13 protein-coding genes are annotated in these 15,968 nt (G+C 36.6%); 2 read left to right on the top strand and 11 right to left on the bottom strand.

The annotated features are described in order from the left end of the window. Nucleotides 1-95: 95 nt before the first annotated feature. The 7 genes from JP39_RS02130 to rpsN all read right to left on the bottom strand — a co-directional run bounded on the left by JP39_RS02130 (nucleotide 96) and on the right by rpsN (nucleotide 8,261). The gene (locus tag JP39_RS02130; RefSeq protein ID WP_041501373.1) at nucleotides 96-953 is read right to left on the bottom strand and encodes an AraC family transcriptional regulator; all 858 of its coding nucleotides are present in this window, start codon (nucleotides 951-953) and stop codon (nucleotides 96-98) included. 41 nt (nucleotides 954-994) lie between these two features. Beyond that, nucleotides 995-3,112 carry a glycoside hydrolase family 65 protein gene (locus tag JP39_RS02125; protein WP_041501372.1) on the bottom strand — a complete coding sequence of 706 codons (2,118 nt, stop codon included), beginning with the start codon at nucleotides 3,110-3,112 and terminating at the stop codon, nucleotides 995-997. Between the two features lie 52 nt (nucleotides 3,113-3,164). Next, a complete protein-coding gene (locus JP39_RS02120) occupies nucleotides 3,165-4,601 on the bottom strand; it encodes a PTS transporter subunit EIIC (RefSeq protein WP_048699303.1) in 1,437 nt (478 codons plus the stop codon). Then, nucleotides 4,594-6,030, bottom strand: a complete 1,437-nt coding sequence (locus tag JP39_RS02115) for a family 1 glycosylhydrolase (protein ID WP_041501371.1) — start codon at nucleotides 6,028-6,030, stop codon at nucleotides 4,594-4,596. The genes JP39_RS02120 and JP39_RS02115 overlap by 8 nt, the downstream gene beginning before the upstream one ends. A 220-nt stretch (nucleotides 6,031-6,250) precedes the next feature. Next, complete coding sequence (locus JP39_RS02110; RefSeq protein ID WP_041501370.1) at nucleotides 6,251-7,780, bottom strand: YfcC family protein; 1,530 nt, start codon at nucleotides 7,778-7,780, stop codon at nucleotides 6,251-6,253. A gap of 93 nt (nucleotides 7,781-7,873) precedes the next feature. Next, entirely contained in the window at nucleotides 7,874-7,978 is a 105-nt protein-coding gene (locus tag JP39_RS12650; protein ID WP_169751859.1) for a putative metal homeostasis protein, read from the bottom strand. A gap of 13 nt (nucleotides 7,979-7,991) precedes the next feature. Continuing rightward, nucleotides 7,992-8,261: a 30S ribosomal protein S14 gene (rpsN, locus tag JP39_RS02105; protein ID WP_041501369.1), complete on the bottom strand. Its 270-nt coding sequence runs from the start codon at nucleotides 8,259-8,261 to the stop codon at nucleotides 7,992-7,994. 787 nt (nucleotides 8,262-9,048) lie between these two features. On the opposite strand from rpsN, the gene JP39_RS02100 reads away from it, so the two are divergent. Both JP39_RS02100 and JP39_RS02095 read left to right on the top strand, forming a co-directional pair. Next, the gene (locus JP39_RS02100; protein ID WP_041501368.1) at nucleotides 9,049-9,726 is read left to right on the top strand and encodes a MarR family winged helix-turn-helix transcriptional regulator; all 678 of its coding nucleotides are present in this window, start codon (nucleotides 9,049-9,051) and stop codon (nucleotides 9,724-9,726) included. 18 nt (nucleotides 9,727-9,744) lie between these two features. After that, nucleotides 9,745-11,511, top strand: coding sequence for an ABC transporter ATP-binding protein (locus tag JP39_RS02095; protein WP_048699298.1), 1,767 nt, complete (start codon nucleotides 9,745-9,747; stop codon nucleotides 11,509-11,511). 66 nt (nucleotides 11,512-11,577) lie between these two features. On the opposite strand, the gene JP39_RS02090 is transcribed toward JP39_RS02095, so the two are convergent. From JP39_RS02090 to trpB, 4 genes are all read right to left on the bottom strand, one after another. After that, the gene (locus JP39_RS02090; protein ID WP_041501367.1) at nucleotides 11,578-12,372 is read right to left on the bottom strand and encodes an SDR family NAD(P)-dependent oxidoreductase; all 795 of its coding nucleotides are present in this window, start codon (nucleotides 12,370-12,372) and stop codon (nucleotides 11,578-11,580) included. Nucleotides 12,373-12,388: 16 nt separating this feature from the next. Further along, on the bottom strand, nucleotides 12,389-13,228 hold the full coding sequence (locus JP39_RS02085; protein ID WP_041501366.1) for an aldo/keto reductase: 840 nt from the start codon (nucleotides 13,226-13,228) through the stop codon (nucleotides 12,389-12,391). Nucleotides 13,229-13,679: 451 nt separating this feature from the next. Next, nucleotides 13,680-14,444: a tryptophan synthase subunit alpha gene (gene trpA, locus JP39_RS02080; RefSeq protein ID WP_041501365.1), complete on the bottom strand. Its 765-nt coding sequence runs from the start codon at nucleotides 14,442-14,444 to the stop codon at nucleotides 13,680-13,682. Next, entirely contained in the window at nucleotides 14,437-15,645 is a 1,209-nt protein-coding gene (gene trpB / locus JP39_RS02075; protein WP_048699295.1) for a tryptophan synthase subunit beta, read from the bottom strand. Before trpB ends, trpA begins: the two co-directional genes overlap by 8 nt. Nucleotides 15,646-15,968: the final 323 nt, after the last annotated feature.

The raw sequence follows: 15,968 nt of genomic DNA, 5'->3' as shown, positions 1-15,968 counted from the left end.
ATTTTTCCTCCAAAACAAAAAGAATTAACTCAATTATAACGGAGTTGTAAGTCGCAACAAAACAAAAAGAAGTTGTTTTTCAACAACTTCTAATTTTACTTGCTAATATTATATTTCATGCGATATTGCTTTGGTGTCATTCCCACTTGACTCTTAAAAACTCTATAGAAAGTTTTATTACTGGAGAACCCTGATTGATTCAAAATACTACTTATGGAAACATCAGTGTTTATAATTTCCCATTTGGCTTTATCAATACGATAGTTATTTAAAAACTCGACAAACGTCTGTCCAACATTCTTTTTAAAAAAGCGTGTGAAATAATATGGACTAAATCCAGCTTTCATTGAAACGTCTTCTAGAGTGATTTTCTCTTGGTAATTCACTTCAACAAATTTAAATACTTTATTCAAAGTCTCCAAAATGGTTTTACTTTTAATATTTATTTTGGGTTGTTGAATCTCATTATCTTTTGGTAATTTTCGTATCATCAAGGTTACCAAAGTATACATCAAACCTTCGACCGCAAAGTCTCGGTCAATTCTATCTGAATCTTCTTCATTAACTATCGTTAATAAAATGTCTCTCATTTTATCATTGATTTTTTTATCCCAAAACAAACTAACCTGTGAAAGTTCGTTCAACTTATCGACTAAATGTAATTTTTCAACAATTGTCTCGTTGAAAAGTGACATATCAAATTGGTATACGTAACGATTAGTTTCTGGTGTCGCAACAATATAGTGAACATCACCACTTTTAAAAAATGCCATATCACCTGTTCTTAACTGATACTGATTATCATTAATGCCTAGATTAATTTTGCCATTAGTTATTAAAATCAACTCATATTCTCGATGCCAATGTGGGGTAGTTAAAATATCGCCTTTATTTTTAAGAAACTTAAATCCTAGGTCTGGATTCAAACGTGGCATTTCCAAATAAATGGTCATCTTATCCCCCCTATCAAGTCAATCTTATCAAAAATAATCGTCTATTTGATATTTTTCTTAATTCCATCAACGATTACATTTAATGGTTCACCATCCAGAATATCAATTACAGTTTTAGCATGAAGGTACGTTATCTTTATTAATCTTCCTTGAAACTTGATGCGAATGGATAACTTTTTCCATTTATTAGGTAAATTATTATTAATTACTAATAGTGAGTCCTTTATCTCAATACAACCAAATCCCATCACAATGGTAAGCCAACTACCACCAAGATTTGCTACATGCAATCCATCAGCAGTATTTTTTTGCAAATCAATCAAATCAGTCTTAACTGTATCCATAAAATAATCATAGGATTTTTCCTTTAAACCTATTCTAGCTGCCAAAGCACTAAATATAGATCTCGAAAGTGAAGAGTCATGTGTCGTTATTTTCTCATAGTAATCATATTCACGTTTTAATTGATTTTGAGAAATATCATCAAATAAAAAGTCAGCTAATAAAGTATCTGCCTGTTTATTTACTTGATAACGGTAAATTTTCAGCGGATGGTAATGTAATAACAATGGATAGTTCGATTTAGGTGTATCTTCAAATGGCCAAATCGGTTTATCAAAAGCACTATCATCTTGTTGATTAATCTGTTCTGCCTCCGAATAAGGAAGATAAACTTTCTCAGCAGCATCCTTTAAACTATCGTATTCTTCTTCTGTCACACCTAGTCTTTTAGACTGTTCTGGAAATTCATCAATCAGTTTGACAGCAAACTCCATATTAAACTTGGCCATTCGATTAGTGTAATAATTATTATTCACTATCGCTGTGTACTCATCTGGACCAGTGACATCAAAAAAGCAAAAGCCTTTATTATTGAAACTTCCAAACGAGCGCCAGAATCTAGCTGTTTCCAGAACAATTTCCAAACCATATTTCTTCATAAAATCTTTATCCAACGTGACCTTATAATAACGATCAATTGCATATGAAATATCCGCATCAATATGATACTGTGCTGTTCCTGCTGGATAATATGCGCTGGCTTCCTCACCATTAATAGTGCGCCAAGCAAAGAGTGCGCCATTATCAACGCCTAACTCCCTAGCCCGCTTCTTAGACTCATTTAGAATACTGTATCGGTAAAGAATCAGTTCACGGGCAATTTGGGGATTCGTATATGCAAAGAATGGCGACATATACATTTCTGTATCCCAGAAATAATGTCCTTCATATCCCGTTCCAGAAAGACCCTTAGCAGGAATGTTAGTCTTTCCATCTCGACCGGTCGATGACGTCAATTGGAACAAATTATAGTGTATGGCTTGATTCAAACTTTCATCACCATCAATACCAACTTCGCTATTTTGCCAGAACTCATGCCAGAAGGACTTTGAATCGGCTAGAATCTCCGAAAAACTTGGTTTAATCATTTGTAATTTAGTATTTATATCACCTACTAAGGCAATGATATCAAAATCAACAGGCTGATTTAACTCTAGATTTTCTTCTAATGCATGCTGTGAACAAATTGCCAAGTCAATAACCAGTTGACTTTTTTTAGTCTTGACTTCCAATACCTCACAAGAATCGTCAATCTTATTTCTATCATAAGTTAACGTGTGTAGTGAACGAGACTTTCTAGGATCATCCGTTTCGGCTGTATCATTATTAATTCCAAAATGCTTAGTAATTTTAATTCTACCAGTATAATCAATTGATTTAATCGTATAACGCAATCCCAAAACATGGTTATCCGTCTGTTGCAAAACTGATTGTAACTTCAATTCAATTGCTTGATTATTTGGATTTAATAGTTTATAAACTGACGTTAATAATCCCGTATTCATATCCAAGGTTTCAGATTTCAATTCTGATTGAGAGAATTCATTACTTTCACTATCAAAGATTTTGATAGCACGCACATCTGGTAAATTAACGATTGTTTGATTATTCTCAGCATATCCATATGCTTTTTCACCGTAATTTATCTCAGACATTTCATAAAATCCATTAACTATTGTTCCTGCAGATTCTGAACTTACTATTGGATTACTAGCTCGAATTCCAAAATGACCATTGGCAATTGAAAAAATAGTTTCTAAATAACTAGGATCGTCTGATATTAAATCACTTGTAGTAATAACTTTTTCATTATTCATAAATTTTTCTCCAAAGAAAATGGAACAGTATCATCTACCGTTCCATCATTAATTAGTTAACCGTTGAAATATTTAAATTGGTTTCTTTCTTTGTAGCTGGTTGTTTCTTAGTTTTATCATCTGACAAGATTAAACTGGCAACAAACGATACGGTTAATGAAAGAATCATCATGATTACACCATTGATAACATTTGGTAATCCTTTAGCCCCGTTTAATCCTAAAATAGCCATGAAACTATTCTGAGGTACATACAATGTAACTCCCATTAAACCGGCGTACAATCCAGAAACACTGGCACCAATTACCGCACCAATAAGTGGTTTCTTATATTTCAAATTAATACCATACATTGCTGGTTCTGTAATACCCATAATTGCTGAAATACCTGAGGATGTAGCTAAAGATTTCAAATTAGTCTTCTTAGTTTTTAGTCCAAATGCCAAGGCAGCAGCGCCTTGAGCCAAATTAGAACAAACTTGAGCAACAAGAATCAATGATTCGTGCCCTGTTGCTGCAAAGGTTGAAAGAAAAATAGGTGTTAAAGCATGATGCATACCAGTCATAACGATGAATGGCATCCCTGCGGCCAATAATGTAACCATAATAAATCCTAAACGACCTTGAAGAATGTTGATTACCCAAGCTAATCCAGCACCAGCATAAGTTCCTAATGGTCCAACAACTATTAAAGCTATTGGTGCACTAATTAAAAGCACTAGAGTTGGATTAAGAATAATTTTTAAAGAACTAGGCGTAACTCTATCAACACCTCTTTCAATGTAACTCATTATCCAGACCATCAATAAAGCTGGAATAACGGTTGCTGCATAAGTATCTGGTGCAATAGGTACACTTAAAAATGAAATTGGTTTTCCTGATGCAACCCAAGAAGTGAAACCAGGATGTAAGAAAATTCCTGCAACAATTACTGCCAATGACGTATTTACTTTAAATCGTTTTGCCGCATTAATAGCTAGAAGAATGGGCATAAAGTAAAATGCTGAATCGCCCATAATATTTAAAACACGATACGTTGGTGCCGCCGTACTCATCCATTTAAAAGTTGTCGCAAGTGAAAGAATAACTTTAATCATACCAGCAGCAGTAAGTGCCGGAATCATTGGAGTCATACAAGCTGTGATTGCATCAATAATCTTTCCAAAAATACTTTGATTATTTTCTTTTTTGTCAGGAGTATCAGTTGTAGTTGTTGAAGTTGCGTCAAAATCCCCATTGGTTACACCTAATTTTATAATTGCGTTAAAAACATGTTCAACTTCATTTCCAATAACTACTTGATATTGCGTTGGAGTTTCAACAACAGTGACAACTCCAGCCAAATTTTCAATTGCATCTTGATTAGCTTTTTTATCATCTTTCAAATCAAAACGTAATCTCGTAGCACAATGTACTAGTGAATTAATATTATCTTGTCCACCGACGCCAGCTACAATATCTCTTGCTAATTTCGAATAATCTTTAGCCATTTTCTCTTCCCCCTACTAATTGTTGCTGAATATAATCGTGATACCAATAAAAACTATCTTTTTTATATCGCTTATTAGAACCTTGTTCCTTATCATCTAAATCAACATATACAACACCGTAACGCTTTGACATTTTACCTTCACTGACACTAACAAGATCAATTACGCCCCACATTAGATATCCAATCACTGGAATTCCATCTTCTTTTCGAGCTTTGTTTAACTCTTCAAAATGATTTCGTAAATATTCAATTCGATACGAATCGTGTACTTGTCCAGAAACCAATTCATCTTTTGTTGTTCCAATACCATTTTCAACAATAAATACCGGTTTCTCGTATCGTTCATATAATTGATTTAATGTGATTCGTAAACCAATCGGATCGTTTTGCCAAACGCTAGTCTCATTAGATAAATACGGATTTTTCAACGTTTGATATCCATTAGTTGCTATCCGTTCTAAGCCATCTGATTCAGCTGCAGAACAGGCACTAGAATAATAACTAAATGATACAAAATCAACGGTATTGTCATTCAAGACTTTCAAATCATCATTCGTTATATCCAATTGGAATTTATTTGTCTTGCATAAATATTCAAAATAAGTTGGATAGTTTCCTCGTACTTGAACATCTGAGAATAATAAGGCGTTACGATCATTTAAGTTTGCCGCCCAAACATCTTCAGGCTTGGGAGTATATGGATAGGTTCTACCCGCCGCCAGCATGCACCCAAATTGAAACTTGGGATTTATCTTCTTTCCGATTTCCACTGTTAGGGCATTAGCAACCAATTGGTAATGTGCCGCTTGATACTCTCTTTGAAGAATATTTTCATTTCTGTCAAAGATTAATCCACCACCAATAAACGGAATATGTAAAATCATATTCATTTCATTAAAAGGTATCCAATATTTTACGCTTGATGCAAATTCTTTCATAACAGCTGTAGCATATCGAATATATAAATTTATTACCTTTCGATTAGACCAACCACCATATTTTTTTATTAAGTTAATTGGAATTTCAAAATGACTTAATGTTACGACTGGCTCCATTCCATAATTTCTTAGTCTTTTAACAATTTCTTGATAAAATTTCATACCTTCTTTATCAGGACTCTCTTCCTCTCCAGTTGGAAAAAGTCGGGTCCAAGAAATTGAAAACCGGAAAGAGTTGATGCCTAATTCGTGCATCAAATCAATATCATCTTCATAAGTATTATAAAAATCAATTCCATGTTCACTTGGATGATGATCTTTATTATATGTATTAAAAATATTATTAGAATCATCTTTATAAACCAATTGGAGTCGTCGTGAATCCATTGGAAGAATGTCAAAATTTGACAATTGCTTTTTCACTTTATCTTTATTACCTTCAGTTTGAGCGGCAGATATCGCACCACCCCACAAAAAATCATTTGTCATATAAGTACCTCTATTCCGTATCTTGTTGAGATGTCTTCTTAATCAACACAGTTATAGTATCTTGAAAAGCGCTTACATACATCGCTAAATCTTGCTGATTTATTCTCATATATTGCTCTTAATAGTTTTTGATACAAAAAAAATCCCTATATGCCTAATCTGATGAACCTAACAATTCATCAAAAAAACATAGTAGGGATTATTTTTATATTAATATTTTTTAAATTAATACTCCGACACTCAAGAAGATAAGTATCAAAACAACTATCATAATTAAAAGTTTCGTGACAAATTTCATCCACTTATCGAAACCAACGTTAACCATTGCCAAGGAAACTAAAATCAAACCTGTTGGTGCAACTAGTCCGATTAATCCTTGTCCCCAGTTATAAGCGTTGATAATCATGGATCTGTCAATTCCAACTACATCGGCCAATGGCGCCATGATTGGCATTGATAGTACGGCCAAACCTGATGATGATTGGATGAAGAATCCAAGGATAATGTAAACGAAGAATAGTACACAGATGAACAAGACACTGTTCATACCTTTAATTTGGTTACTGAAGTAGTTCATTATGGTATCGCTGACGTAACTATTTTCCATTACGATACCAACTGATCTAGCCAAACCAACTGTCAAAGCAACTCCAAGTAAATCTCCAGCCCCGGAAACAAAACTGTCGACAAATTGAGTTTCTTTCAAACCAGCGGTAAAAATCAAAACATATGTTACAGCTAAGAAGACTACAGCAATTTCAGTGAAGTACCAGCCTAATTGCTGCACACCATAAATCATAACTACGAAGCCTAATGCAAAGACGATTAGTGATAACTTCTGGCGCATCGTAAAGTCACCTTTACTGTCTAAATCTAAATCGCCCAAGAACTTTTCTTTATCAGACTCTGCTTGATCAGCAACGAATGATTTCGAAGGATCTTTTCTAACTTTTTCAGCATAGTGAATCGTGTAAATAATTGAAATACCAATAGATGCGACCCACATCAAAACTCTCATAGTCATCCCATCAGTAAAGTTGATACCAGCAGCGTTTGAAGCGATAACTGTTGAGAACGGATTAATGGTCGAACTCATCGAACCAATCGCGGTACCTAAATATACCGCCGCAACCACGGTCAACGTATCATACCCCGCCAGTAGAAAGATTGGAATCAGGATTGGATAAAAGGCAATTGTTTCTTCAGCTAATCCAAAAGTAGTCCCACCTAAACCAATCAGCGCTGTAACGATAACAATCAACCATTTCTGCTTACCTTTTAGTTTTTCAGACAGTCGCATCATCCCAGAGTTCATCGCTCCAGTTTTATTAACGACCCCGATAACTCCACCAAGAATCAGCACGAAAACAATGATATCGACACTATCAACAATACCTTGAACTTGTGACGTCAAAAATTGATTGATAGTCCCTAAGACACCACGTTTTGGTTTCTTGATTTCGTGATACGTGTTGGGAATTGCTGCCGGACGATAAATTGTACCATCCTTAAATTTGGAAACTTTAATCTTAATCTTGTACTTATCGAGCGTCTTTTGTGTAGCACTCTCTTTAAGAGTCTTACCAGAAGCCTCGGTAATAACAAATTTATCCAAGCCTGAATTGTATTCCAAGGTACTATATTTACCCGACGGAATAAAGAATGTCAGAACTTGAACCATAAGTAAAACAATAATAATAACAGTATACGCGGAAGGAAAGCTGTGTTTCTTCTTTTTAGCATTAGCCATAATTGTCCCCTCTTTTCCCATATAATTAAATCCTTCACAAATTAATTATAACAGGAAAAGAAAGCGTTTCCATCACATTATTAGAATATTAATTTATTTACGTTTACTGTCCTTAATGGCACGTAAAGCGCGTTTGCGAGTCTTTTTATTAGGACTCTTCAACATACGATAAGCCGTTGCAGTGTTCATTTTTTCCATAATAATTTTCTCCTTACCAACTAGCTTTTTTAACGCCAGGAATCTGACCAGCATGAGCTAATTGTCTAAAATTCAAACGAGACATCCCAAACTTGCGCATGTATGCATGTGGACGTCCATCTAATGAATCGCGGTTCTTTAAGCGAACGGGACTTGAATCTCTTGGTAGTTTAGAAAGAGCAATGTAATCGCCTTTAGCCTTTAATTCTTTACGAATTTCAGCATAGCGAGCTACCAATTCCATTTGTTTTTTGTTTCTAGCAATTTTTGATTTTTTTGCCATTATAATAACCTCTTTATTTTATAGACTGCCGCCTCCGGTTGTCAGTAATGTAGATTGCCATGTGGCCGGTTCAAGCCTTGCGTCTCGAACCTCGATTTTGAGCTTCGCAAAGTACGCGAATCTCAAAATACGTCAGTGGAGTAAAGGCTAAAGCCTCAACACCACTTGCACGGCGGTTTACATTACTGACAACCGGAGGCTAATGCATTTTTTATTTGATAATTCTTTAAAATAGTTATTGATCTGATCATCGATAACTAAAGAATTTTATCTTTTCTATTTTTAAACCATGATAAAAATCCAATAATCTAACCCAATGTTCAGATATTAGGTTAAATTCACTATCGCGCTGATTCCAACAATCTAGATATCAACAATACTAATCAAAATATCCAACACCAAAAATAAGCACAAACACCCTAGCCGAAGGTGGGCAACAATTCACCAGCCGTGAAGGTGATGTAAGGACGCAAGTCCTTATATCACGGGACGACTTTTGAGACGTGGGTTTCGGCTCAAAAGCAAGGTTCGAGACCGCACTTTGGCTCGAACCGGTCCCACAGCAAGTGAGATTGTTGCCCACCTTCGGCGGCATCCCCAGATAAAACTAAATAGTAATTTTTACCATCTGTACATATTATTCATTTTATTAATCAATGTCAAATAATTAGTTTCACTTCCCCAGAAATAAAAAGCTTGCAATTAATTCGGTACCGAACTATAATTCGTTTTGCAATAAAGTTTGGTACCGAATTAATTTAATATAAACGAAATGAGGATTTTAAATATGAGTAAACTTACAGAAGACTTAATGAAGCAGCTTCGCTTTATCAGTGAGGCTGGTAATTTCTATATGGGCCAAAAGAAACAGAAACTCACTGGCCAACAACGAGTTCTAGCCATTCTCACCCTTGAAGATGGCTTAACTCAAAATTATCTAGCTGAGGTTCTGGATCTTCGCCCTAGTTCAATCGCTGAACTATTGAAGAAAATGGAAAATAATGGCGACATCACTCGGACTGAGGATGAAAAGGACAAGCGTACAAAACATGTTCACTTAACTGACGCTGGCCGTAAAAAGGCTGAGGAAAATGCTTCACTCAAGAATGAAGATTATAGTGAAAACTTCTTTGCTGGGTTAAATGATGACGAGAAGGCTCAATTCAGTGAATATCTTCAAAAGATTTCTGACGGTTGGGATGAAGATTTTAAAAATAATTCAGCTAAATTCGTTGATCCAACTGATAAATTTAAGGCCATGTTAAATATGCGTGATCAGATGATGCACATGCGTGATGACATGACTGATGAAGAAATCCAGAATTTGCGTCATGAAATGCACAAGAATATGCGAAATATGCCATTTGATGGTCGCTGTCGTCCTGATTTTAATGGTCACGAAAACTTTGGACACGGACACCGCCCAGACTTTCACAATAACTTTTGGAATGGTTATAAATTTTAATTTAGTGAGGATAATACAATGCACGATGGAGCAATGATGCGAGCTGAATTACCAAAGCGTAATGGTACATTCAAGTTTCGAGATTTTATGCATTTAATCAGTAGTGTTAACCCTAAGAAAGGCTTATTTATTCTAGGGATGCTACTAAGTTTAGTTACTAGTGGTGCCAGTTTGATTGTGCCACAGCTTACGAAAGGCCTAGTTGACACGAGTGGGCTTTCTAAAATTGACGGTAAAATGTTGGCTGTTTTGATTCTAGCTTTCTTGATCCAATTGGGATTTGGGACAGTCGGAGGCTACATTCTGCGTTATGTCGGCGAAAGCTCTGTTAAAACATTACGTGAAAAACTCTGGTCTCACCTCTTGAATTTACCAGTCGATTATTTCGATAATCACAAATCCGGTGAAACTAGTTCACGTTTAGTCAATGATACGAGTGTTATCAAGGATTTAATTACGTCACAATTTCCCAACTTTATCACCGGTGCTATTCAATTAGTCGGTTCAATGATTATTCTTTTCTTCATGGACTGGCGCATGGCATCATTGATGTTTGGTATTATCCCAATTTTCGTACTAATTCTCTTGCCAATTGGTCGAATAATGTCAAAATTGGGACGGAAATTACAAGCTGCTACAGCTGACTTCAATGCTGATGCCAGTGAAAAATTATCTGAAGTTCGTTTGATCAAATCTAGTAATGGTGAATCTTTTGAAAAAACTACTGGTGGCAATTTAATTGATAAAATTTTTAAAGTTGGAATTAAAGATGCCCGTGTTGAGGCTGTTTTACAACCAATCATGACAACTGCTATGTTGGGTATCTTCGTCGGAATCCTAGGATACGGTGCTGTTAGAATTCAACAAGGTACTTTATCAAGTGGTTCTCTAGTCGCATTCCTTCTATATTTATTCAATATCATTACACCTGTGGCCAGTTTTGCTACATTCTTCTCCCAAGTTCAAAAAGCTATGGGTTCAACTGAACGAATTCAAGAAATTTTGAATACTGAACCAGAAGTTGCCACAACTGGAAAATCCGTTGATGTTGAAGGTCAAACTATTACCGCTGCACACTTGGACTTCAGTTATGATACTGATAAGCAAATTTTACACGACGTTTCATTCGAAGCTACACCTAACACTGTTATTGCCTTTGCTGGACCTTCTGGTGGTGGTAAATCAACAATTTTCTCACTACTAGAAAGATTTTATCAACCAGATGATGGAACAATTTTAATTGGCAAACAGGATATTAAAGATATTGATCTTGCTAGTTGGCGTTCACAAATTGGTTACGTTTCTCAGAATAGTGCTGTCTTTGCCGGTAGTATTCGCGATAATTTGCAATACGGTTTGGACAAGCAACTAACTGATGACCAATTATGGCACGGACTAGAACTGGCTTACGCAGACGAATTTGTCCACAACTTCCCTGACCAACTCGATACTCAAATCGGTGAACGTGGCGTTAAACTCTCCGGTGGTCAAAAGCAACGAATTGCTATTGCTAGAGCATTTCTCCGTGATCCCAAGATTTTGATGTTGGATGAAGCTACTGCTAGTCTGGATTCAGAATCGGAAGAAAAAGTTCAACGTGCCTTGGATCAATTGATGGTTGGCAGAACCACTTTAGTTATCGCACATAGATTGTCAACAATCGTTGATGCAGATCAAATCTATTTCATTGAAAATGGGTCCGTTACTGGACATGGTACACATCAAGAACTATTGAAAGACCATGCATTATATGCAGAATATGTTAAAGAACAAGTCGTTAACTAATTCAATCTAAATAACAAAGCAGGCAACTGAGACTTTTCTCAGCACCTGCTTTTTTGATGTTCTTATTTAAAAAATAGTTGGAACTAAGCCACCATCGACACGTAATGCTTCACCTGAAAATGAGGATGAATCGGGACTGGCAACGAATGCCACAAACCGACCAACTTCTTCTGGACGAATCAAACGTTGAATTTGCGAGCGTGAACGGTGATGTTTCATGAAATCTTTTTCCCACATGTCTTTAGGCAAATCGCTGTCTTGATACATATCATCGAGCATCTTCTGGACACCCTCAGTTAAAGTTGAGCCGGGCATGATGGTATTAACCGTTACATGAGTAGCAACAGTCAGCTTAGATAAACTCTTTGCCAATGAAAGATTCATCGACTTTGTCATACTATATTGAGGCATTTCTCCAGATGGCATAATGGCCTCTTCACTTGCAATAAAGATGATGCGACCGAAATCTTGGGAAAGCATTTTTGGTAAATAAAATTTAGCTAGAGAATTCCCGGCTAACACATTGACGCGAAAGAACTTCTCCCAAGTTTCATCGTCAATATCGTAATAATCCATAGGCTGAAAAATTCCCATATTGTTAATCAAAATATCGACTTTCGATACTTGATCAAATAACTTCTGACGGTCAGTCTCGTTTGCCAAATCTGCTGCAACTCCTAATGGCTTTGTATCAGGAAAATCACGCTTAATTTCAGCTACAACTTTATCAACTTCTGGCTGTTTTCTTCCATTAATAATGACATTAGTTCCCTCGCGGGCCATTTCAATCGCAATCGCCTTACCGATACCCTTAGTTGAGCCGGTAATTAAAGCTACTTTATCTTTTAAATGAAGATCCATTAAAAATACCTCCTAATTAGAAATCAAATTCGTCTGGGTTGGGCCCAACACGCAGGTTTTCATTCATGGCGTTAATTTTATCCATATCAGCTTGGTCCAAAGTGAAGTCAAAAACATCGGCATTGCTTTGCATACGTGCTGGGTGAACTGACTTAACAACCAGTAGAACATCCCTTTGAATATCCCAACGTAAAATTACTTGAGCAACTGACTTACCATACTTGTCAGCAATAGCTTGCAACGTTGCATCCTTCAAAATCTTACCCTGCATCAATGGTGACCAAGCTTGAATTTTAATATCATGCTTGGCTGCATAGTCACGAAGCTCGCTTTGAATCAATTTAGGATGTGATTCCACTTGGTTCAAAACTGGTGTGACTGTGGCAAATTTAGCCAATTCCTCTAAATGGTGAGTTCGGAAATTGCTGACACCAATCGCCTTGATTTTACCTTCTTTATACAATTGTTCCAATGCCAAATATGAATCTTTGAAAGAATCATCGCCAGGCCAATGAATCAGATATAAATCTAGATAATCGAGCCCTAATTTTTGAAGACTGTCATTTGCAGCAGCAATCGTTTCGTCATAGGTTAAATGATTGTTCCAAACTTTAGAAGTGATAAATAAATCTTCACGTTGTAAATTATTTTCTTTTAGACCACGACGAATACCTTCGCCAGTACCCTCTTCGTTGCCATAAACTTGTGCAGTATCAATCAGACGATAGCCTTGTTTGATGCCGTTAGCTACAACATCTGCTGTTTTCTCGTTAGGGATTTGGAAGACACCTAAACCCAATCCGGGAATGGCAGTGCCGTTGTTCAATTTAATGCGATCATTTAATGAAGTAATCATGTTAATCTCCTTGTTGTTGAATTCGTATTACTAATATAAACCGAATTGGATAACTTGGATAGTATGCACTTTTTTGTGATATAGGTACTTTTAGGTGCCTATTATGTAACATTTTAATTAAATATGCCGTCTACAGAGCTGGGAAATATCCTCAAGCTGTGCGGAACGGTCCGAGCCAAAGTGCGGTCTCGAACCTCGGTTTGAAGCCTTGACACAGTTCGTCAAGTCTCCAAACACGCCCGGTGGTATAAGGACGGGATAATATCCCGTCCTTATACCACTACCACTGCACACAATTATTTCCCAGCTCTTCCGACTAATTAATCGTTATTAATTGAACTTAAGAGTATTCAATTGCTTTTATTATATCCAACTCAATTTATACGCTGAAATACAATCCATGAGAATATCTACATCAAAAAAGGATGCTAATCATCTAGCACCCTTTTTATTACGCTTTTATAGCGAGATTATTCTTAATATTAACAGCATATTCCTTCAAATTCTTCTGAACATCCCCACCGGCAGCAATAATTTTAACCACTGCATTCTCGATAAGAATTCCATCAACTAAACCGGCAGCTTTTTCGACTTCCTCCGTAGCGGTAACAATTGGCACGTCACTTACCGATCTAATTTGTTGAACTGTTGCTTGTAACTGTTGTGTAGCCAATTCATCGCTCACTCCAGCTGCACCAAAAATTGAAATTACGTAGATAAAGCCCTCAGCAGCTTGAGCTAGTTTTTCAATTCGACCAGCTGATGTTGGTGCAACTGTTGGAATTAAATCAATTCCATATTTATCCGCGAATGGTTTCAACTCAGCTTGTTCTTCAATTGGAGCGTCAGGAATAACCAATCCGGCAACATTTAACTCCTGACATTTCTGACAAAACTTATCGTAACCATACTTGAATGGAATATTTAAATACGTATCAAAAATTATTGGTACATCACTTATTTCACGAACTTTTTCAACAATTTCAAAAATAACATTTCTATTAACTCCAGCCGCAAACGCACGTAAGTCAGCCTTTTGAATCACTGGTCCATCGGCTACTGGATCTGAGAATGGTACTCCTAATTCGATGATGTCAGCTCCATTTTCAGCTAAGGTCAAAATACTTTGAACAGTAGTCTCAACGTCTGGATCATCAGCAACTACGAACGGAATGAACACCTTTTTATCTGCAAATACTTCTTTTAAATTAGTCATCGATATCTACCCCTCTATACTTAGCAATTGATGCAACGTCCTTATCACCACGACCAGACACTGTACAAATAATGATTTGGTCTTTGCGCATCGTTGGAGCTAATTTCATCACATAGGCAATGGCGTGACAACTTTCAATTGCTGCGATAATGCCTTCAGTTTTAGCGATATATTCAAAAGCATCGACCGCTTCATCGTCAGTAATACCAACGTATTTGGCACGTTTTAATTCAGCTAATCTGGCATGTTCTGGCCCAACACCTGGATAATCTAGACCGGCGGAAATTGAATAAACTTGATCGATTTGACCATCGGAATTTTGTAAGAATAATGACTTCATACCATGGAAAATTCCTACAGTACCACGTTCCATTGTTGCGGCAGTTTGGTCAGTATCAACACCTTTACCACCAGCCTCAACGCCAATTAATTCAACGTCTTTATCGTCAATATACTTGGCAAAGCTACCGATTGCATTACTACCGCCACCAACACAGGCAACAACAGTATCCGGCAAGCGACCCTCAGCTTTCAAAATTTGAGCTTTGGACTCTTTACTGATAACACTTTGGAAATCATGAACCATCTCAGGAAATGGATATGGACCAACGGCTGACCCTAACACGTAAAAAGTATTATCAATTCTTGAAGCCCAGTTTTGTAAAGCAGCGTTAACAGCATCTTTTAAAACCATTGAACCACTAGTTACGGGATGAACTTTGGCACCAAGCAGTTCCATCCGATAAACGTTTAACTTTTGACGATCAGTATCAATTTTTCCCATGAAAATTTCACATTCCATTCCGAAAAGTGCAGCAATCGTAGCTGTAGCAACACCGTGTTGACCAGCCCCTGTTTCAGCAATCAAACGTGTTTTTCCCATTCGCTTAGCAATCAATGCTTGACCGATAACGTTATTGATTTTGTGAGCACCGGTATGATTCAAATCTTCACGTTTAAGATAAATCTTAGCTCCACCGAGATCTTTCGTCATCTTGTCTGCGTAATATAAAAGTGATGGACGATTAGCGTAATTATTTAACAAATCATGAAGTTCCTTGAGAAAATCAGGATCATCTTTATATTTGTTATAAGCATCCGCAACATTATTTAGTTCATTCATCAAACCTTCGGGAATATATTGACCGCCAAATTCACCGTAATGACTGGCATCTTGAGTATCTTTTTGCATTTCTTTCATGAGTAATTCCTCCAAATTAATTTAATATTATGTTCTAATCAATTTGAAGTTTGCCATCGTTCATTTTTCATTGTGCTACCTCCTGAGAATAAAAAAAATCCGCCCATAAACTTATACAGTTTAAAGGACGGATTTTCCGCGGTGCCACCTTGTTTTAACGGATCGATAGTCTGAGAGTATCGCAAAAACACTCACAACCTGTCACCCATTACTCTTAGCGAGGGACTAACATCCCTCCGACAACTTACGTATGCCTAACGTTCTCCCGTACTCAAAGTTTTTCGGAGAGACCCTCGATGGTCCATTTAACTATCTGCGTTCGA

The organism is Companilactobacillus heilongjiangensis (assembly GCF_000831645.3).
In the GTDB taxonomy this organism is placed as follows: domain Bacteria; phylum Bacillota; class Bacilli; order Lactobacillales; family Lactobacillaceae; genus Companilactobacillus; species Companilactobacillus heilongjiangensis.
The sequence above is the reverse complement of the archived record's forward strand: the minus strand, read 5'-3'. Positions and strand labels throughout refer to the sequence as shown.

Bases quoted from the DNA above. Each gene is read 5' to 3' on its own strand.
- JP39_RS02130 (WP_041501373.1), bottom strand. From the start codon at position 953: ATGACCATTTATTTGGAAATGCCACGTTTGAATCCAGACCTAGGATTT.
- JP39_RS02125 (WP_041501372.1), bottom strand. From the start codon at position 3,112: ATGAATAATGAAAAAGTTATTACTACAAGTGATTTAATATCAGACGAT.
- JP39_RS02120 (WP_048699303.1), bottom strand. From the start codon at position 4,601: ATGGCTAAAGATTATTCGAAATTAGCAAGAGATATTGTAGCTGGCGTC.
- JP39_RS02115 (WP_041501371.1), bottom strand. From the start codon at position 6,030: ATGACAAATGATTTTTTGTGGGGTGGTGCGATATCTGCCGCTCAAACT.
- JP39_RS02110 (WP_041501370.1), bottom strand. From the start codon at position 7,780: ATGGCTAATGCTAAAAAGAAGAAACACAGCTTTCCTTCCGCGTATACT.
- JP39_RS12650 (WP_169751859.1), bottom strand. From the start codon at position 7,978: ATGGAAAAAATGAACACTGCAACGGCTTATCGTATGTTGAAGAGTCCT.
- rpsN (WP_041501369.1), bottom strand. From the start codon at position 8,261: ATGGCAAAAAAATCAAAAATTGCTAGAAACAAAAAACAAATGGAATTG.
- JP39_RS02100 (WP_041501368.1), top strand. From the start codon at position 9,049: ATGAGTAAACTTACAGAAGACTTAATGAAGCAGCTTCGCTTTATCAGT.
- JP39_RS02095 (WP_048699298.1), top strand. From the start codon at position 9,745: ATGCACGATGGAGCAATGATGCGAGCTGAATTACCAAAGCGTAATGGT.
- JP39_RS02090 (WP_041501367.1), bottom strand. From the start codon at position 12,372: ATGGATCTTCATTTAAAAGATAAAGTAGCTTTAATTACCGGCTCAACT.
- JP39_RS02085 (WP_041501366.1), bottom strand. From the start codon at position 13,228: ATGATTACTTCATTAAATGATCGCATTAAATTGAACAACGGCACTGCC.
- trpA (WP_041501365.1), bottom strand. From the start codon at position 14,444: ATGACTAATTTAAAAGAAGTATTTGCAGATAAAAAGGTGTTCATTCCG.
- trpB (WP_048699295.1), bottom strand. From the start codon at position 15,645: ATGAAAGAAATGCAAAAAGATACTCAAGATGCCAGTCATTACGGTGAA.